The 19,789-nt window shown below is 56.8% G+C and carries 14 protein-coding genes and 6 tRNA genes; 17 read left to right on the top strand and 3 right to left on the bottom strand.

The annotated features are described in order from the left end of the window. Positions 1-4: 4 nt before the first annotated feature. Together FN633_RS07185 and FN633_RS07180 are read left to right on the top strand one after the other, a co-directional pair. A complete protein-coding gene (locus FN633_RS07185) occupies positions 5-1,534 on the top strand; it encodes a sugar ABC transporter ATP-binding protein (protein WP_154057243.1) in 1,530 nt (509 codons plus the stop codon). Positions 1,535-1,552: 18 nt separating this feature from the next. Then, complete coding sequence (locus tag FN633_RS07180) at positions 1,553-2,602, top strand: ABC transporter permease (protein WP_154057242.1); 1,050 nt, start codon at positions 1,553-1,555, stop codon at positions 2,600-2,602. 65 nt (positions 2,603-2,667) lie between these two features. On the opposite strand, the gene glnS is transcribed toward FN633_RS07180, so the two are convergent. Then, positions 2,668-4,335 (bottom strand): glutamine--tRNA ligase, encoded by a 1,668-nt coding sequence (glnS, locus tag FN633_RS07175; RefSeq protein WP_154057241.1) that lies wholly within the window; start codon positions 4,333-4,335, stop codon positions 2,668-2,670. 170 nt (positions 4,336-4,505) lie between these two features. Beyond that, on the bottom strand, positions 4,506-6,458 hold the full coding sequence (gene nagE, locus FN633_RS07170) for a PTS N-acetyl glucosamine transporter subunit IIABC (RefSeq protein WP_154057240.1): 1,953 nt from the start codon (positions 6,456-6,458) through the stop codon (positions 4,506-4,508). Positions 6,459-6,784: 326 nt separating this feature from the next. On the opposite strand from nagE, the gene nagB reads away from it, so the two are divergent. From nagB to FN633_RS07120, 10 genes are all read left to right on the top strand, one after another. Continuing rightward, positions 6,785-7,585: a glucosamine-6-phosphate deaminase gene (gene nagB, locus FN633_RS07165; protein ID WP_154057239.1), complete on the top strand. Its 801-nt coding sequence runs from the start codon at positions 6,785-6,787 to the stop codon at positions 7,583-7,585. Between the two features lie 21 nt (positions 7,586-7,606). Next, complete coding sequence (gene nagA / locus FN633_RS07160) at positions 7,607-8,755, top strand: N-acetylglucosamine-6-phosphate deacetylase (protein ID WP_154057238.1); 1,149 nt, start codon at positions 7,607-7,609, stop codon at positions 8,753-8,755. Between the two features lie 8 nt (positions 8,756-8,763). Further along, a complete protein-coding gene (gene nagC, locus FN633_RS07155) occupies positions 8,764-9,984 on the top strand; it encodes a DNA-binding transcriptional regulator NagC (protein ID WP_154057237.1) in 1,221 nt (406 codons plus the stop codon). 316 nt (positions 9,985-10,300) lie between these two features. Further along, positions 10,301-11,962 carry an asparagine synthase B gene (gene asnB, locus FN633_RS07150; protein ID WP_154057236.1) on the top strand — a complete coding sequence of 554 codons (1,662 nt, stop codon included), beginning with the start codon at positions 10,301-10,303 and terminating at the stop codon, positions 11,960-11,962. Positions 11,963-12,202: 240 nt separating this feature from the next. Next, a tRNA-Met gene (locus tag FN633_RS07145) sits at positions 12,203-12,279 on the top strand. A 9-nt stretch (positions 12,280-12,288) separates the two neighbouring features. Next, positions 12,289-12,373 (top strand) — tRNA-Leu (locus FN633_RS07140). 22 nt (positions 12,374-12,395) lie between these two features. Beyond that, a tRNA-Gln gene (locus FN633_RS07135) sits at positions 12,396-12,470 on the top strand. A 55-nt stretch (positions 12,471-12,525) separates the two neighbouring features. Beyond that, positions 12,526-12,599, top strand: a tRNA-Met gene (locus FN633_RS07130). Positions 12,600-12,650: 51 nt separating this feature from the next. Next, positions 12,651-12,725: transfer RNA gene (locus tag FN633_RS07125), tRNA-Gln, on the top strand. Positions 12,726-12,762: 37 nt separating this feature from the next. Next, positions 12,763-12,837 (top strand) — tRNA-Gln (locus tag FN633_RS07120). An 86-nt stretch (positions 12,838-12,923) separates the two neighbouring features. Here FN633_RS07120 and ubiF read toward each other — a convergent pair. Further along, complete coding sequence (ubiF, locus tag FN633_RS07115) at positions 12,924-14,099, bottom strand: 3-demethoxyubiquinol 3-hydroxylase (RefSeq protein ID WP_154057235.1); 1,176 nt, start codon at positions 14,097-14,099, stop codon at positions 12,924-12,926. A 140-nt stretch (positions 14,100-14,239) separates the two neighbouring features. Between ubiF and miaB the strand changes: the two genes are divergently transcribed. From miaB to lnt, 5 genes are all read left to right on the top strand, one after another. Further along, positions 14,240-15,664, top strand: coding sequence for a tRNA (N6-isopentenyl adenosine(37)-C2)-methylthiotransferase MiaB (gene miaB / locus FN633_RS07110; protein WP_154057234.1), 1,425 nt, complete (start codon positions 14,240-14,242; stop codon positions 15,662-15,664). 95 nt (positions 15,665-15,759) lie between these two features. Then, positions 15,760-16,812 (top strand): PhoH family protein, encoded by a 1,053-nt coding sequence (locus tag FN633_RS07105; protein WP_042392059.1) that lies wholly within the window; start codon positions 15,760-15,762, stop codon positions 16,810-16,812. Further along, entirely contained in the window at positions 16,809-17,276 is a 468-nt protein-coding gene (gene ybeY / locus FN633_RS07100; protein ID WP_042392058.1) for an rRNA maturation RNase YbeY, read from the top strand. The genes FN633_RS07105 and ybeY overlap by 4 nt, the downstream gene beginning before the upstream one ends. An 80-nt stretch (positions 17,277-17,356) precedes the next feature. Continuing rightward, positions 17,357-18,238: a CNNM family magnesium/cobalt transport protein CorC gene (gene corC / locus FN633_RS07095; protein ID WP_154057233.1), complete on the top strand. Its 882-nt coding sequence runs from the start codon at positions 17,357-17,359 to the stop codon at positions 18,236-18,238. 22 nt (positions 18,239-18,260) lie between these two features. Continuing rightward, a partial coding sequence (gene lnt, locus FN633_RS07090; protein ID WP_154058852.1) for an apolipoprotein N-acyltransferase occupies positions 18,261-19,789 on the top strand: 1,529 nt, incomplete at its 3' end.

Here is a 19,789-nt window from a genome sequence, read left to right as displayed (position 1 = left end):
GGCTATGAATGAGCAACAGACCCAGCCGAATGAGGTCATTATTGAAACTCGCGACCTCTCCCGCATTTACCCTGGGGTAGTCGCGCTCGATCGCGTTAACTACCGCGTCTACCGTAATCAGGTCAACGTGCTGATTGGCGAGAACGGCGCGGGCAAATCGACGATGATGAAAATGCTGGCTGGCGTTGAGACGCCCTCCTCCGGCGAGATATTGCTGGACGGGCAGCGGGTCACGCTCGGCTCCACTCACCAGGCGGAAAAACACGGTATCAGTATTATTTTCCAGGAGCTGAACCTCTTCCCCAATATGAACGTGATGGACAACATCTTCATTGGCAACGAGTTCTTCCAGCGCGGCGTGATTAACGAAAAATACCAGTATGAGCTGGCTAAATCCCTGCTTGAGCGGCTGGAGCTGAATGTTGATCCCTACGCCTCGTTAGGTGAGCTGGGAATTGGTCATCAGCAGCTGGTCGAGATCGCCCGTGCACTCTCCAAAGATACCCGGGTGCTGATTATGGACGAACCCACCAGCGCGCTGAGCCAGTCGGAAGTGCGGGTGCTGTTTAACGTTATCGCCCAGCTTAAGCGCCGTGGCGTCACCATTATCTACATCTCTCACCGGCTGGAAGAGCTGATGGAGATTGGCGATCACATCACCATCTTCCGCGATGGCCGCTTTATCAGCGAGCGTCCCGTCCAGCAGGCCAGCGTGCCCTGGATCATCGAGCAGATGGTTGGAGATAAGAAAAAGCACTTTGACTACAGCCCTGCCGCGCACGGCGAAACCATCCTGAAGGTGAATGGCCTGACCGCCCTCCACCAGAACGGCGGGTATAAATTAAACGACGTCACGTTTGACCTGCGCAAGGGGGAGGTGATTGGCATCTATGGCCTGCTTGGCGCGGGACGTACCGAGCTGTTTAAAGGCCTGGTGGGGATGATGGGCTGCCAGTCGGGCACCATCAGTCTGGATGGTGAGAGCCTGGACAAGCGCTCGTTCCAGCAGCGGCTCAAGCGCGGCATTACCCTTGTGCCGGAGGATCGTCAGGGTGAAGGCGTGGTGCAGCTTATGTCGATCAAAAGCAATATGACGCTGACCGACCTGAGCCTGCTCGGCTTTCGCCGCGCCCTGCGCATGCTCAGCCCAGTTAAAGAAGAGAAGCAGGTCAATCACATGGTGGAGCAGCTGGCGATTAAGGCCGGTGATACGGAGCTGCCGATTACCTCGCTAAGCGGCGGCAATCAGCAAAAGGTGGTGCTGGGTAAGGCGTTAATGACCGGGCCCAAAGTGGTCCTGCTGGATGAGCCGACGCGCGGTATCGACGTGGGTGCGAAAACCGATGTTTATCACCTGATTGGCAAAATGGCGCATCAGGGGCTGGCGGTTATGTTCTCTTCCTCCGAGCTGGATGAGGTCATGGCGCTGGCTGACCGGGTTTTGGTTATGGCCGATGGACGTATCACCGCAGATTTGCCGCGCGCTTCCGTGACGCGGGAAAAATTAATCAGCGCTTCTACACCGCAGGACTGATGTCTGCTGGAGAGAGAAATGAACAAAAAGTATATGATCTACATGTATTTGCTCAAAGCGCGCACCTTCATCGCCCTGCTGATCGTCATGGGCTTCTTCAGCGTGATGGTGCCTAACTTTCTGACCATGTCGAACCTGCTGATCATGACCCAGCACGTGGCGATTACCGGCCTGCTGGCGATTGGCATGACCCTTGTCATTCTCACCGGCGGGATCGACCTCTCCGTTGGTGCGGTGGCGGGCATGTGCGGCATGGTTGCCGGGGCGCTGTTAACCAACGGCCTGCCGATCTGGGGCTCGCAGATTATCTTCTTCAACGTGCCGGAAGTCATTTTGCTGGTGGCGGGATTCGGTATTCTGTTGGGATTGATTAACGGGGCGGTGATCACTCGCCTGGGCGTTGCACCCTTTATCTGTACCCTCGGCATGATGTACGTAGCCCGCGGCGCGGCGCTGCTGTTCAACGACGGCAGCACCTATGCCAACCTGGTGGGCATGCCTGAGTTAGGCAATACCGGATTCGCGATTTTAGGCTCCGGTACGATCCTCGGCATCTATATCCCGATCTGGCTGATGGTGGGCTTCCTGCTACTGGGTCTCTACATGACCCGCAAAACCCCGCTGGGCCGCTACATTTACGCCATCGGCGGGAATGAGTCCGCTGCGCGGCTGGCAGGTGTCCCTATCATCAAGGTTAAAGTGTTCGTCTACGCCTTCTCGGGCCTGTGCGCGGCGCTGGTGGGGCTGATTGTGGCATCCCAGCTGCAAACCGCGCACCCGATGACCGGGAATATGTTTGAGATGGACGCTATCGGCGCAACCGTACTGGGCGGAACCGCGCTGGCAGGCGGACGAGGCAGGGTCTCCGGCTCTATCATTGGTGCCTTCGTCATCGTTTTCCTCGCGGACGGCATGGTGATGATGGGGGTCAGCGACTTCTGGCAGATGGTGATTAAGGGCCTGGTGATTGTCACCGCGGTGGTGATCGATCAGTTCCAGCAGCGCCTGCAAAGCAAAGTCGTGCTGCTGCGCCGTCACGATAAAAAATTACAGGCCGAGGCAACGTAATACGCTGACGTCACCAATAAAAAACGCCGCATGAGCGGCGTTTTTCTTTTCCGAGCGGGAGCAAATTACTCGCCGATCTTAGTCCAGGTATCGCGCAGGCCAACGGTGCGGTTAAACACCAGCTTCTCCGCCGTGGAGTAGCGGCTGTCGAGGCAGAAGTAGCCTTCACGCTCGAACTGGTAAGCCTTACCGGCTTCGGCAGCGTTCAGGGACGGCTCGGCATAGCCCTGCTTGATCACCAGCGACTCCGGGTTGATGGTAGCGAGGAAATCCTCCGCCGCACCCGGGTTCGCCACGCTGAACAGGCGATCGTAGAGACGGATCTCAACCGGCAGTGCATGGGCAGCGCTGACCCAGTGGATCACCCCTTTCACCTTGCGACCGTCGGCCGGATCCTTGCTTAGGGTCTCGGCATCGTAGGAGCAGAAGATGGTGATGATGTTGCCTTCCGCATCTTTCTCTACGCGCTCGGCTTTAATCACGTAGGCGTTGCGCAGACGCACCTCTTTACCCAGCACCAGACGCTTGTACTGCTTGTTCGCTTCTTCACGGAAGTCAGCACGATCGATCCAGATCTCAGCGCTAAACGGCACGTCGCGGCTGCCCATCTCCGGCTTGTTCGGATGATTCGGCATGGTCACCACTTCGCTCTCACCCTGCGGGTAGTTCTCGATCACCAGCTTCACCGGATCGATAACCGCCATCGCACGCGGGGCGTTCTCGTTGAGATCCTCACGAATGCAGGACTCCAGCGATGCCATCTCGATGGTATTGTCCTGCTTAGTCACGCCAATGCGTTTGCAGAACTCGCGGATAGAGGCAGCGGTATAGCCGCGACGGCGCAGACCAGAGATGGTCGGCATACGCGGATCGTCCCAGCCCTCGACGATTTTATCCGTCACCAGCAGGTTCAGCTTACGCTTGGACATCACGGCATATTCCAGATTCAGGCGCGAGAACTCGTACTGGCGCGGGTGAACCGGAATGGTGATGTTATCCAGCACCCAGTCGTAGAGACGACGGTTGTCCTGGAACTCCAGCGTACAGAGTGAATGGGTAATGCCTTCCAGCGCATCGCTGATGCAGTGGGTGAAATCGTACATCGGGTAGATGCACCACTTGTTGCCGGTCTGGTGGTGCTCGGCAAACTTAATGCGGTACAGAACCGGATCGCGCATCACGATAAACGGCGACGCCATGTCGATTTTGGCACGCAGACAGGCGGTGCCCTCTTCAAAGCCACCGGCACGCATCTTCTCAAACAGCGCCAGGTTCTCTTCCACGCTACGATCGCGGAACGGGCTGTTTTTACCCGGTGCGGTCAGGGTGCCACGGTATTCGCGGATCTGCTCCGGCGACAGCTCGTCAACGTAGGCCAGGCCTTTGTTGATCAGCTCTACGGCGTAGCTATGCAGCTGGTCGAAATAGTTAGAGGAGTAGCGCACGTCACCCGACCAGTGGAAGCCCAGCCACTGAACGTCGTTTTTGATCGAATCAACGTATTCGATATCTTCTTTAACCGGGTTGGTGTCGTCAAAGCGCAGGTTGCACTGCCCCTGATAGTCCTGGGCGATACCGAAGTTCAGGCAGATAGATTTTGCATGGCCGATATGCAGGTAGCCGTTCGGCTCCGGCGGAAAACGGGTGCAAACCGTGCTGTGCTTACCACTGGCCAGATCCTCATCAATAATCTGGCGAATAAAGTTAGTCGGGCGGGCTTCTGCCTCACTCATCGCGGGTTCCTCAAAGCGTAAACAACGTATAACGGAGTATGATCTTATAAGCGGGACGCGGAGACAACCCTTAGATCAACAAAAAGCGTGAATGGCGAGGGGATTGGCGTACGGAGGACAAAAAAAAGCGGCGGAGAGAGGCTCCGCCGCGAATTAACCGCAGTTTACGGCTATTTACCCTTCACCTCAAACAGCGGGGTTTGGCCAGCAACGACCTGCCCCTGTGCCTGGAAGACCAGACCGCTGAAATCGTCGATGTTGCTGCACACGACCGGGCTAATCATTGAGCGCGCGTTGGCATTGAGATAGTCGAGATCCATCTCCAGCACCGGCTGGCCCGCGACCACGTCCGCGCCCTCTTCTACCAGGCGGGTAAAGCCCTGGCCGTTCAGTGCAACGGTGTCGATGCCCATGTGGACCACGATCTCCGCGCCTTTTTCGGTTTCCAGACAGAAGGCGTGATTAGTGTTGAAGATCTTCACGATGGTGCCGGCAGCCGGGGAGACCACGGTTTTACCCGTCGGTTTCACCGCTACGCCGTCACCCACCGCTTTGCTGGCAAAGGCTTCATCAGGCACCTGCTCCAGCGGAACAACCTCACCGGTCACCGGCGATACCAGCGCGGCAACGGTTACAGCGTTCGGAACGGCCTGCGGTTTAACCGCAGCGGCCGGGGCGTTAGCAGCGGGCTGGACGCTGGCGGCTGCGGCCACCGGGCCACGGGCAACCACACGCTTCATCGCATCGCCTACGGATTCCGCTTTTGCACCCACAATCACCTGAATGCTCTGCTTGTTCAGCTTCACCACGCCGGATGCGCCCAGACGCTTACACTGCACGTCGTTCACGCGCGCGGAGTCCACCACCGTCAAACGCAGACGGGTAATACAGGCATCGATGGCTTTCAGGTTGTCAGTACCGCCGATAGCGGCAATGTAGTTGGTTGCCAGCTGATCGAGGCCTTCGTCGGTATTGCTGTTGGCTTCAGAGGTGACCACGGCATCATCGCTCTCTTCACGACCCGGCGTTTTCAGGTTGAACGCGCGGATAACGAAGGTAAAGACCACGAAGTAGATGGCGAAGAAGATCAGGCCCATCACCACCAGCATCCAGACGTTACGGCTGGCGGCAGGCAGGTTATACATCAGCGCATAGTCGATGGCGCCCGCAGAGAAGGAGAAGCCGGCATGGATCCCCAGCGCGGTTGCCACAAACAGGCTGATACCCGTCAGCACGGCGTGCAGGAGATACAGCAGCGGAGCCAGGAACATGAACAGGAATTCCAGCGGCTCGGTGACCCCGGTCAGGAACGCGGTGATAGCCACGGAGAGCAGCATGCCGCCAATCATTGGACGACGCGCTTTCGGGGCGGCGAAGTACATCGCCAGCGCCGCGCCAGGCAGACCGAACATCATGATCGGGAAGAAGCCGGACATGAACATGCCTGCGGTGCCGTCACCCGCGTAGAAGCGGTTGATATCGCCGTGGAAGACGGTGCCTGCGGCGTTAGTGAATTCGCCAATCTGGAACCAGGCGATGGTATTCAGCACCTGATGCAGGCCGGTCGGGATCAGCAGACGGTTAACGAAGCCGAAGATGCCGGACCCCACTGCCCCCATGGAGACGATCCACTCCCCGCCCGCGTGAATAGCGTTCTGTACCGGCGGCCAGACATAGCCAAAAATCGCCGCCAGGATCAGGCAGAAGAAGCCCGTAGCAATCGGCACAAAGCGTTTGCCGCCGAAGAAGCTCAGGAACTCAGGCAGCTTGATGTTGGACCAGCGGTTGTAGACCGCGCCGCCCACCAGACCGGTGATGATACCGGAGAGCACGCCCATGTTGATAGCCGGGTTGATGGTGACCATCGCTTTGGTCATCACAAAGTAGCCTACCGCACCCGCCAGCGCCGCCGCACCCGCGCTGTCTTTCGACCACGACGAGGCCACACCGATAGCGAAGATCAGGGCAAGGTTGTCAAAAATTGCCCCGCCCGCCTGGGCGATAAACGGGACGTCAAGCAGATCGGGCTGGCCGAATCGCAGCAGCAGCGCCGCGACGGGCAGCACAGCGATAGGAAGCTGTAACGCCCGCCCCAGTCGCTGGAAGAAACCAAGAATATTCATTTTTATACCCCCTATGAAACTCCGCTGAGCCTCATCACTAACCATTTTTTATAGTTAAACTAACCCTGTAACGCGGTCGATTTACGCAGACTGTTCAAGTGTGTGGAAATTTAATTCGCCTCGCAAATTAAACGCGCATTTTTTGTGATTACAATCACCAAATATCGTTATTTGCACTCCTTGTTACTGGCTAAGAACGAAAACTTATTTTATGATTCAAAAAATCAAGGCGAACTGCCGCCGCTTATAGCGCAATCTGAGTTACGCTTAACAGCGTACAGAGTGCCGTTCGCCAATGTTAATTTCACCCTTTGTAGAGGTAAACAATGAGACTGATCCCCCTGACGAGTGCCGAACAGGTCGGTAAATGGGCTGCCCGCCATATCGTTAACCGCATCAACGCATTTAAACCGACTGCGGATCGTCCGTTTGTTCTGGGTCTGCCCACCGGCGGCACCCCGCTTACCGCTTATAAAGCGCTGGTAGAAATGCACAAAGCGGGCCAGGTTAGCTTTCAGAACGTCGTGACCTTTAACATGGACGAATATGTCGGCCTGGCAAAAGAGCACCCAGAGAGCTACCACAGCTTTATGCACCGCAACTTTTTCGATCACGTTGATATTCCCGCAGAAAACATCAACCTGCTCAATGGTAATGCGCCGGATATTGACGCAGAATGCCGCCGTTATGAAGAAAAAATTCGCGCCTACGGTAAAATTCACCTGTTCATGGGTGGCGTAGGCAACGATGGGCACATCGCGTTTAACGAACCGGCCTCTTCGCTGGCTTCCCGCACTCGCATTAAAACCTTGACCCATGACACCCGCGTGGCAAACTCCCGCTTTTTTGACGGCGATGTCGATCAGGTACCGAAATATGCGCTGACCGTTGGCGTGGGCACCCTGCTGGATGCCGAAGAGGTGATGATCCTCGTGCTGGGCAACGTCAAGGCGCAGGCCCTGCAGGCGGCGGTGGAAGGCAACGTTAACCACATGTGGACGATTAGCTGTCTGCAGCTGCATCCGAAAGCGGTAGTAGTGTGCGACGAACCGTCAACCATGGAGCTAAAGGTGAAGACACTCAAATACTTCACTGAGCTAGAAGCGGAAAATATCAAAGGTCTGTAACATTTTTACCCGGGGGTTGTTATGTATGCTTTAACCCAGTGCCGTATCTTTAGCGGCCATGAAGTTCTGGACGATCACGCGCTGATTGTCGTTGATGGTCTTATCGACCGCCTCTGCCCGCAGGCAGACCTGCCGCCAACGATTGAGCAGCGCTCGCTCAATGGCGCTTATCTGGCCCCCGGTTTTATCGACCTCCAGCTGAACGGCTGCGGCGGCGTACAGTTTAACGACACTGCCGACGCCGTCAGCGTAGAGACGCTGGAGATAATGCAGCGCGCCAACGAACGGTCGGGCTGCACCAGCTTTTTACCGACCCTCATCACCACCAGCGATGACCTGATGAAACAGGGTGTGCAGGTGATGCGCGACTACCTGGCGAAGCATCCGCACCAGGCGCTGGGTCTGCATCTCGAAGGGCCGTGGCTCAACGTAGTGAAAAAAGGCACCCACGATCCTGACTTTGTGCGCCGCCCGGACAGCGATCTGGTGGATTTCCTCTGCGCCAATGCCGATGTGATTACCAAGCTGACCTTAGCGCCGGAAATGGTTGATCCTGCTGTGATCCGCAAGCTGGCCGCGGCCGGGATTGTGGTTTCAGCCGGCCACTCTAATTCGACCCTTGTCGAGGCGAAAGCCGGTTTCCGCGCAGGTATTACCTTTGCTACCCACCTTTTCAACGCCATGCCCTACATCACCGGGCGCGAACCCGGTCTTACCGGCGCGGTTCTTGACGATGCTGACGTCTACTGCGGCATTATCGTTGATGGCTTACACGTTGATTTCACTAACGTTCGGATGGCGAAGCGCCTGAAGGGCGATAAGCTCTGCCTGGTTACCGACGCGACTGCGGCGGCGGGTGCGGTCATTGACGAATTCATTTTTGCTGGTAAAACAATATACTACCGTAATGGACTCTGTGTAGACGAGAACGGTACCCTGAGCGGTTCGGCATTAACCATGATCGAAGGGGTGGCTAATCTTGTCGAGCACGTCGGCGTTGCGCTGGATGAAGCGCTGCGTATGGCGACGCTCTACCCGGCCCGCGCCATCGGCGTTGATAAACAGTTAGGCAGCATCGCACCCGGCATGGTGGCGAACCTGACCGCGTTTACCCACGACTTTAAAGTAATTAAGACCATCGTTAATGGTAACGAGGTCATGACTGAGTAAGTAAAAGTATGACATCAGGCGGACAAGCTCAAATTGGTAACGTTGACCTCGTAAAACAACTTAATAGCGCGGCTGTTTACCGCCTGATCGACCAGCTTGGGCCGATCTCGCGGATCCAAATTGCCGAGCAGAGCCAGCTTGCCCCCGCTAGCGTGACGAAAATCACGCGACAGCTTATTGAGCGCGGTTTAATTAAAGAGGTCGATCAGCAGGCCTCGACCGGTGGTCGCCGCGCCATCTCTATTATTACCGAGACGCGTAATTTCAATGCCATTGGCGTGCGCCTGGGTCGTCACGATACCACCCTGACGCTCTACGATCTGAGCAGCAAGGTGCTGGCGGAAGAGCACTATCCCCTGCCGGAGCGCACCCAGGAGACGTTAGAGCACGCCCTGCTGAACACCATCGCCACCTTTATTGATACCTGCCAGCGTAAGACCCGCGAGCTGATTGCTATCTCGGTGATCCTGCCGGGGCTGGTGGATCCGGAGAGCGGGGTGATCCGCTATATGCCGCATATTCAGGTGGAGAACTGGGGCCTGGTGAGCGCGCTGGAGAAACGCTTCAAGGTGGCCTGTTTTGTCGGGCACGATATCCGCAGCCTGGCGCTGGCCGAGCACTACTTTGGTGCAAGCCAGGACTGCGAGGACTCTATTCTGGTGCGCGTCCATCGCGGTACGGGGGCGGGCATTATCTCTAACGGACGCATTTTTATTGGCCGCAACGGCAACGTCGGTGAGATCGGCCATATTCAGGTCGAGCCGCTGGGAGAGCGTTGCCACTGCGGTAATTTTGGCTGTCTGGAGACCGTGGCGGCAAATGCCGCAATTGAGCAGCGAGTGCGCCACCTGCTGGAGCAGGGTTACCAGAGCCGCATCACGCTGGACGACTGCTCAATTAAAGCCATCTGTAAAGCGGCTAATAAAGGCGACGCGCTAGCCTGCGAGGTCATCGAGCATGTTGGCCGCCACCTTGGCAAAACCATTGCTATCGCCATTAACCTCTTTAACCCGCAGAAGATTGTGATTGCCGGTGAGATTGTCGAGGCGGAGAAGGTGCTGCTGCCCGCCATCGAGGGCTGCATCAATACCCAGGCGCTGAAGGCGTTTCGCAAAAACCTGCCGGTGGTGCGTTCTACGCTGGATCACCGCTCTGCCATCGGTGCCTTTGCGCTGGTGAAGCGCGCCATGCTCAACGGCTCGCTGCTACAGCATCTGCTGGAGGAGTAACCCTGCTCATTGCCCGGCGGCACTCCGCTTGCGCGAGCCTACCAGACCGAACCACGTCTCATGACGTGGTTTTTCCATTTTTACCTATCCATAAGATAACCTGCATCAAAAAAAGCGGCTTAAAAATGCATAATCATTAATAATCAGCGCGAAACTCTGTGCTTTTTTCACTATTCGGCAATCGTGATTGCACTTTTTAATTTCACCTTGCTAAAACCCTTGCGCCCGCCCCTGCTTTGCGGCATTTTCTTAATCAAGCAATAAGACAACGCGATGACGCAACGTCGGCAAACTAACAGGGTTAATGGAGAAGGTTATGTGTTCAATTTTTGGCGTACTGGATATTAAAACGGATGCAGGTGAACTGCGTAAGAAAGCGCTGGAGCTCTCTCGCCTGATGCGCCATCGCGGTCCTGACTGGTCCGGCGTATACGCAAGCGATAAAGCGATTCTGTGCCACGAACGTCTCTCTATTGTTGACGTCAACGCTGGCGCACAGCCGCTCTACAACGCCCAAAAAACCCATGCCCTGGCCGTTAACGGTGAAATCTATAACCATCAGGCACTGCGTGCCGAGTACGGCGATCGCTACGATTTCCAGACCGGCTCCGACTGCGAAGTGATCCTGGCGCTCTATCAGGAGAAAGGCCCGGAGTTCCTCGACGAGCTGCAGGGCATGTTTGCCTTCGTACTCTACGATAGCGAAAAAGATGCCTACCTGATTGGCCGTGACCATATCGGTATCATCCCGCTGTACATGGGCTACGACGAGCACGGCAACATGTACGTGGCGTCTGAAATGAAAGCCCTGGTACCGGTCTGCCGTACCATTAAAGAGTTCCCGGCGGGCAGCTACCTGTGGAGCCAGGACGGCGAGATCCGTAGCTACTACCAGCGCGACTGGTTTGAGTACGACGCGGTAAAAGATAACGTGACTGACAAAGCCAAGCTGCGTCAGGCGCTGGAAGATGCGGTGAAGAGCCACCTGATGTCAGACGTGCCATACGGCGTGCTGCTCTCCGGCGGCCTGGATTCCTCTATCATTTCCGCCATCACTAAAAAGTTTGCCGCACGCCGCGTAGAAGATCAGGAGCAATCAGAGGCCTGGTGGCCGCAGCTGCACTCCTTTGCCGTGGGCCTTGAAGGCGCGCCGGATCTGAAAGCCGCCCAGGCCGTTGCTGAGCATCTGGGTACCGTGCACCACGAGATCCACTTCACCGTGCAGGAAGGTCTGGATGCCATCCGCGACGTGATTTACCACATTGAGACTTATGACGTGACCACCATCCGCGCTTCAACGCCGATGTACCTGATGTCACGTAAAATCAAAGCGATGGGCATCAAGATGGTGCTGTCGGGCGAAGGTTCTGACGAAGTGTTTGGCGGCTACCTCTACTTCCACAAAGCGCCGGATGCTAAAGAGCTGCATGAAGAGACCGTGCGTAAGCTGCAGGCGCTGCATATGTTTGACTGCGCCCGTGCCAACAAAGCGATGTCAGCCTGGGGCGTGGAGGCACGCGTGCCCTTCCTGGATAAGAACTTCCTCGACGTGGCGATGCGTATCAACCCGCAGGATAAGATGTGCGGCAACGGTAAAATGGAAAAACACGTGCTGCGTGAGTGCTTCGAGTCCTACCTGCCGGCAAGCGTAGCATGGCGTCAGAAAGAGCAGTTCTCTGATGGCGTAGGCTACAGCTGGATCGACACCCTGAAAGAGGTGGCGGCACAGCAGGTCAGCGACCAGCAGCTGGAAACCGCCAGCTACCGCTTCCCGTACAACACGCCGACCTCTAAAGAGGCGTACCTGTACCGTGAAGTCTTTGAAGAGCTGTTCCCGGTTGCCAGCGCAGCCGAGTGCGTGCCGGGCGGTCCGTCCGTCGCCTGCTCCTCCGCAAAAGCCATTGAGTGGGATGAAGCGTTCAAAACCATGAACGATCCATCAGGCCGTGCGGTAGGCGTTCACCAGTCCGCCTATTAACAGATAAAATCGTATGATGATAACGGGTCCTGCGGGGCCCGTTTCTGTTGGTTTTACTCTTGTTATCTCTCAATTAAAATCAAGATATAACCAATAATTGCCGAATAATACGTCAGGCTGTTCGCAACCTAACCAAACAGTCACATTCCGGCAATTTTCGATGAAAAAGGTGTTGACGCTGAAAGGCCCAATACGCATAATGCGCCCCGCAACGCCGATAAGGTATCGCGAAAAAAAGATGGCTACGTAGCTCAGCTGGTTAGAGCACATCACTCATAATGATGGGGTCACAGGTTCAAATCCCGTCGTAGCCACCATCTTTTTTTGCGGGAGTGGCGAAATTGGTAGACGCACCAGATTTAGGTTCTGGCGCCGCAAGGTGTGCGAGTTCAAGTCTCGCCTCCCGCACCATTCCCAGTAAGCGTTGCACGGATGGGGTATCGCCAAGCGGTAAGGCACCGGTTTTTGATACCGGCATTCCCTGGTTCGAATCCAGGTACCCCAGCCATTTTTTTCGACTCTCGTGTTATCACGTTTGTCTTGAGTAACTAGCAGTACAATTTGGCTACTTAGCTCAGCTGGTTAGAGCACATCACTCATAATGATGGGGTCACAGGTTCGATTCCCGTAGTAGCCACTATATTCTGATGAGTATCTTGCATAAGATGCTTATGACGTAAAAAATTGTTGGGGTATCGCCAAGCGGTAAGGCACTGGATTCTGATTCCAGCATTCCGAGGTTCGAATCCTCGTACCCCAGCCAATTTAAAAAGACGTTTGCTCACGCGAACGCACCCTGTTGGGGTATCGCCAAGCGGTAAGGCACTGGATTCTGATTCCAGCATTCCGAGGTTCGAATCCTCGTACCCCAGCCACATAAAACAAAAAAGCTCGCTTCGGCGGGCTTTTTTGTTTTTGTACTTATTTAAAATTAGCGTGCCGGGCAGTCCCGGCACCGGCGTTACAGCCCTAGCGCATACTTCAGCGCCTGGGTTTTTAGTATACCCGCACGCTGAGCAGCCATCAGCCCCATGTTGCGCAGCACCCGCAGCGGACCAAGATTATTGCTAAATCCAGCGTAGAAGAGATCCATACCGCTCTGCATAATGTAGTTGTCCATCATCCGTCGCGTCTGGTAGCGCTTAAGCACGCGCTGGCTGGCCCACTCCTCGCCCTGGCTACGGGCATTAATCAACACCTCTAGCAGCGCATCCACGTCGCGATAGCCAAGGTTTACCCCCTGCCCCGCCAGGGGATGGATCGTGTGGGCGGCATCGCCTACCAGCGCCAATCCCGGCTTCACATACTGTAGGGCGTGGCGGCGGGTCAGCGGGAAGGCACCCGCCGCGACCGGCGTAACCTTGCCCAGCCGGGCCGGGAAGAAGGTTTCAATCTCCCGTTGCAGCTGTGGCATGGTCAGGGTACGAAGCTGGCGAATGCGCGCCGGCGTGTCGTACCACACCAGCGATGCCCAGCGGTCGAACAGCGGCAGGAAGGCGTGCGGCCCGTGCGGGGTAAACTGCTGCCAGGTACTGTCGCCAGGCGCGTTTTCACACTCCACGGTGATCAGCATACAGGACTGCTGATACTGCCAGGCGTGAACGCCAATCCCCGCCCACTGCCGCACCTGCGAGTTTGCACCGTCTGCGCCAATCACCAGCCTTGCCAGCAGCGTCTCGTCATTGTCAAACACCAGCTCATGCTGATGACCATGGGTGTGCATCGCCTTGAGCATCGCCGGAGCCCGCAGCGTGACCTGCGGATGGGCCTCCAGCGCCTCCCACAGCGCGCGCTGTAACACATTATTCTCAACCATATAGCCGAGGTGCGGCAGCTTAAGATCGCTGGCGTCAAAGACCACGTGGGCGTTCTCCCACTCCCAGGTCTCCAGTCGACGCCAGGGATGGCAGCGCATCGCCAGTACGCTATCCCAGACGCCCAGCCCGCGCAGCAGTGCCACAGATGCGGTGCTTATCGCAGAAATGCGCACGTCCGGCGCTATACTGGCGTCAAACGCGGGCGGTGCGGCCTGCTCGATCACCGTGACCGCAAAACCCTGCTGCGCCAGGCCAAGGGCCAGTGCGCCGCCGACCATCCCGCCGCCAACTACGGCAACTTCAGTTGGTTGATTTACCATGGTCAATTGTCCTTATTTGTAATTCCCTTAAGTTTACAGGATTTTCGATTTTATGGGGTCGGGAGATGAACTATGGTCAGCGCCCGACCAAAGCATTACAATACGCGGCCTGAAATCCTCGCGTTTAATAGAGCAAGTCGATGACCAAAAAACTCCATATTAAAACCTGGGGCTGTCAGATGAACGAGTACGATTCATCGAAGATGGCCGATCTGCTGGATGCTACTCACGGCTATCAGTTGACGGAGGTAGCGGAAGAGGCGGATTTACTGCTGCTTAACACCTGCTCTATCCGCGAGAAGGCTCAGGAGAAAGTATTCCATCTGCTCGGGCGCTGGAAGCTCCTGAAAGAGAAGAATCCGGATCTGATTATTGGCGTCGGCGGCTGCGTGGCCTCCCAGGAGGGCGACCTTATTCGCCAGCGCGCTCGCTGCGTCGACATCGTGTTTGGGCCACAGACCCTGCACCGCCTGCCGGAGATGATCAACTCAGTGCGCGGCAACCGCAGCCCGATCGTCGATATCAGCTTCCCAGAGATCGAAAAATTTGACCGCCTGCCGGAGCCGCGTGCCGACGGTCCGACCGCCTTCGTCTCTATCATGGAAGGCTGCAATAAATACTGCACCTACTGCGTGGTGCCCTACACCCGCGGTGAAGAGGTGAGCCGTCCCTGCGACGACATCCTGTTTGAGATCGCCCAGCTGGCGGCACAGGGCGTGCGTGAGGTTAACCTGCTGGGCCAGAACGTGAACGCCTGGCGCGGCGAGAACTACGATGGCACCACCGGCTCCTTCGCCGAGCTGCTGCGGCTGGTGGCCGCTATCGACGGTATCGACCGCATCCGCTTTACCACCAGCCACCCGATTGAGTTCACCGACGATATCATTGAGGTCTACCGCGATACGCCGGAGCTGGTAAGCTTCCTGCACCTGCCGGTACAGAGCGGCGCAGATCGCGTCCTGAACCTGATGGGCCGGACCCATACCGCGCTGGAGTATAAGGCGATTATCCGTAAACTGCGCGCGGCGCGTCCGGATATCCAGATCAGCTCCGACTTTATCGTCGGCTTCCCGGGGGAGACCACCCAAGACTTCGAGCAGACCATGAAGCTGATTGCCGAGGTGAACTTTGACGTGAGCTTCAGCTTTATCTTCTCTGCCCGTCCGGGTACGCCAGCTGCCGATATGGTCGATGATGTGCCGGAAGCGGATAAGAAGCAGCGTCTCTACATTCTGCAGGAGCGTATCAACCAGCAGGCGATGGCCTGGAGCCGCAAAATGATCGGCACCACCCAGCGTATCCTGGTGGAGGGCACCTCCCGTAAGAGCATTATGGAGCTGTCGGGCCGTACCGAGAACAACCGCGTGGTTAACTTTGAGGGCACGCCGGACATGATCGGCAAGTTCGTGGACGTTGAGATCACCGATGTCTATACTAATTCATTGCGCGGTAACGTTGTGCGCACCGAAGCGGAGATGGGCCTGCGTGTAACCGAAACGCCGGAATCGGTGATTGCCCGCACCCGTAAAGAGAACGAACTGGGCGTCGGTCTCTACCAGCCCTAATCCCCTCGGCCTGCCCCTCCGGCGGGCCTTGTTTTTTCCGCCCATCGCCCCCATATCCTTACTCCATCCGGCCCGTCAGGTAAAAGAGGAATCGATTGAATACTGAAACCCGTGAAATCAATCTCGAACCAGCTGACAATGCCCGTCTGCTGAGTTTATGCGGCCCGTTTGACGACAACATCAAACAGCTTGAACGTCGACTGGGCATCGAAATTAACCGCCGCGATAATCACTTTAAACTCACCGGACGCACCATTAGCGTGAATGCCGCAGCAGATATCCTGCGCAGCCTCTACGTTGATACCGCCCCGATGCGCGGCCAAACTCAGGATATTGAACCTGAGCAGATCCATCTCGCCATCAAAGAGGCCCGCGTGCTTGAGCAGAGCGCCGAGAGCGTGCCGGAGTATGGTAAAGCGGTCAATATCAAAACCAAGCGCGGCGTGATCAAACCGCGTACGCCAAACCAGGCGCAGTATATTGCCAATATCCTCGACCATGACATCACTTTTGGCGTGGGGCCAGCAGGGACAGGGAAAACCTATCTCGCCGTCGCCGCTGCAGTGGATGCCCTGGAGCGTCAGGACGTTCGCCGTATTCTGCTGACCCGTCCGGCGGTAGAAGCCGGTGAGAAGCTCGGCTTCCTGCCAGGGGATCTGAGCCAGAAGGTTGACCCGTATCTGCGTCCGCTGTACGACGCGCTGTTTGAGATGCTGGGCTTTGAGAAAGTCGAGAAGCTGATGGAGCGTAACGTGATTGAAGTTGCGCCGCTGGCTTACATGCGCGGCCGCACGCTGAACGATGCGTTTATCATCCTCGATGAGAGCCAGAACACCACCATCGAACAGATGAAGATGTTCCTGACGCGTATTGGCTTTAACTCGAAAGCGGTGATCACCGGGGATATCACCCAGGTTGACCTGCCGCGCAGCACCAAATCCGGCCTGCGCCACGCTATTGAAGTGCTGGCAGAGGTGGATGAGATCAGCTTTAACTTCTTCCACAGCGAAGACGTGGTACGCCACCCGGTGGTTGCCCGTATCGTGACCGCCTATGAGGCGTGGGAAGAGACAGAGCAGAAACGTAAAGCCGAGCTGGCCGCCGAGCGTAAGCGTGAAGCCCAGCACCAGGAGCATGAGCAAAAATGAGTTCGGTTATCCTCGATTTACAGCTGGCGTGTGATGACGCGAGCGGCCTGCCAGACGAAGCACAGTTTCAGGGCTGGCTGAACGCGGTTATCCCGCAGTTTCAGGAGGAGTCCGAAGTGACGATCCGCCTCGTGGACGAGGCGGAGAGCCACGAGCTTAACCTGACCTATCGCGGCAAGGACAAGCCCACCAACGTGCTCTCGTTCCCGTTTGAGGCACCCCCGGGCATCGAGCTGCCGCTGCTCGGCGACCTGATCATCTGCCGTCAGGTAGTAGAGCAGGAGGCCCGCGAGCAGGAAAAGCCGCTGGAGGCGCACTGGGCGCACATGGTGGTGCATGGCAGTCTGCACCTGCTGGGCTACGATCATATTGAAGATGACGAGGCCGAAGAGATGGAGAGCCTGGAAACAGAGATAATGCTTGCTCTGGGCTATGAGGATCCGTACATTGCCGAGAAGGAGTAGCTTGGCTACTTCTGAGCCGTCTGGCGCTGAGTTTGCGCGCCGGACAACACATTTATTAACATGAGAACCCATACGACGCCATGAGCGACGACAATTCACACAGTAGCGACCCACTTAACAGCAGCAAAAAGGGATTCTTCTCCCTCTTACTGAGCCAGCTCTTTCACGGCGAACCGAAAAACCGTGACGAACTTCTGGCGCTGATCCGTGACTCCGGGCAGAACGAGCTTATCGACGAAGATACGCGCGACATGCTCGAAGGAGTAATGGATATTGCCGACCAGCGCGTTCGCGACATCATGATCCCCCGCTCGCAGATGATCACCCTGAAACGTAACCAGACGCTGGATGAGTGCCTCGATGTGATTATCGAGTCTGCCCACTCCCGCTTCCCGGTGATCAGCGAAGATAAGGATCACATCGAAGGGATTTTGATGGCCAAGGATCTGCTGCCCTTTATGCTCAGCGATGCCGAAGCCTTCAGCATGGAAAAAGTGCTACGTCCGGCGGTTGTCGTCCCGGAGAGCAAACGGGTTGACCGGATGCTGAAAGAGTTCCGCTCACAGCGCTATCATATGGCTATCGTTATTGATGAGTTTGGTGGCGTCTCGGGCCTCGTGACCATCGAAGATATTCTTGAGCTGATCGTCGGCGAAATTGAAGATGAGTACGACGAAGAGGAAGATATCGACTTCCGCCAGCTAAGCCGTCACACCTGGACGGTGCGCGCCCTGGCCTCTATTGAAGATTTCAATGAGTCCTTTGGTACCCACTTCAGCGATGAAGAGGTGGACACCATCGGCGGGCTGGTGATGCAGGCCTTTGGCCATCTGCCAGCGCGAGGCGAATCCATCGACATCGATGGTTATCAGTTCAAAGTCGCCATGGCCGACAGCCGTCGTATAATTCAGGTTCACGTAAAAATGCCAGAAGACGCAGCGCAGCCTAAACTGGACGAGTAATCCACCTGGACGAGTAATGTAAATGGTATTTGCCTCACTGTTTGAGCGTCAGCGCATGCGTTTGCTGCTGGCGCTGTTACTAGGAGCCAGCGGAACGCTGGCTTTTTCTCCTTATGACTTCTGGCCCGCCGCGCTTATCTCCCTTATCGGCCTGCAAGGGCTGACGCTAAACCGTCGCCCGCTACAGGCGGCGGCGATTGGCTATGCGTGGGGGTTGGGTCTCTTTGGCACCGGGATTAACTGGGTCTACGTCAGCATCGCCCAGTTTGGCGGCATGCCGGGGCCAGTCAACGTCTTTCTTGTGGTGCTGCTGGCGGCCTATCTGTCGCTCTATACCGGTCTGTTCGCCGGGATCCTCTCCCGCCTCTGGCCGCGTACCAGCGTCATCCGCGTAGCTATCGCTGCGCCGGTGGTCTGGCAGCTCACCGAGTTCCTGCGCGGTTGGGTGTTAACCGGCTTCCCGTGGTTGCAGTTTGGCTACAGCCAGATTGACGGCCCGCTGAAGGGTCTGGCCCCGGTGATGGGCGTTGAGGCGATCAACTTCCTGCTGATGGTGGTCAGCGGCCTGCTGGTGCTGGCGGCGGCTCATCGCAGCTGGCGCACCCTGGCGGTGGCGGTGGTGCTCTTTGCCCTTCCCTTCCCGCTGCGCTACATCCAGTGGTTTACTCCGGTAACGGATCGCACCACCCAGGTCTCCCTGGTGCAGGGTAATATTCCGCAGTCCCTGAAGTGGGATGAGGGACAGCTGGAGAATACGCTGAATATCTATCTCGACGCTACCGAGCGGGAGATGGGCAAGTCGCAGCTGATTATCTGGCCGGAGTCTGCCATTCCGGATCTGGAGATCAACCAGCAGCGCTTCTTAAGCACGATGGACGATCTGCTGCGGGCGAAGGACACGACGCTGATTACCGGCATCGTCGACGCGCGCCTGAACAAGCAGAACCGCTACGACACCTATAACACCATCATTACGCTGGGCAAAGACAGCGCGTATAACTACAACTCCACGAATCGCTACAATAAAAACCATCTGGTGCCGTTTGGCGAGTTCGTGCCGCTGGAGTCTATTTTGCGTCCGCTGGCCCCGTTCTTCGATCTGCCGATGTCCTCGTTCAGCCGCGGTCCCTACGTGCAGCCGCAGCTCTCGGCCCACGGCTTCGAGCTGACCCCGGCCATCTGCTATGAGATCATCCTCGGCGAGCAGGTGCGGGATAACTTCCGGCCGAACACCGACTTCCTGCTGACCATCTCTAACGATGCCTGGTTCGGTAAGTCCATCGGTCCGTGGCAGCATTTCCAGATGGCGCGGATGCGCTCTCTGGAGCTGGCGCGTCCGCTGCTGCGCAGCACCAACAACGGCATCACCGCCGTGATTGGCCCGCAGGGTGAAATTCAGGCCATGCTGCCGCAGTTCACCCGCCAGGTACTGACCACCAAGGTCACGCCGACCACTGGGTTGACGCCGTATGCCCGTATGGGCAACTGGCCGGTGTGGATCCTCACCGCGCTGTTCGGCTTTGGCGCAGTGTTGATGAGCCTGCGCCAGCG

It is taken from the genome of Pseudescherichia vulneris, from assembly GCF_902164725.1.
GTDB classification, from domain to species: domain Bacteria; phylum Pseudomonadota; class Gammaproteobacteria; order Enterobacterales; family Enterobacteriaceae; genus Pseudescherichia; species Pseudescherichia vulneris.
Note: the sequence above shows the minus strand (reverse complement) of the source record. Positions and strands in the feature narration are given on the sequence as shown.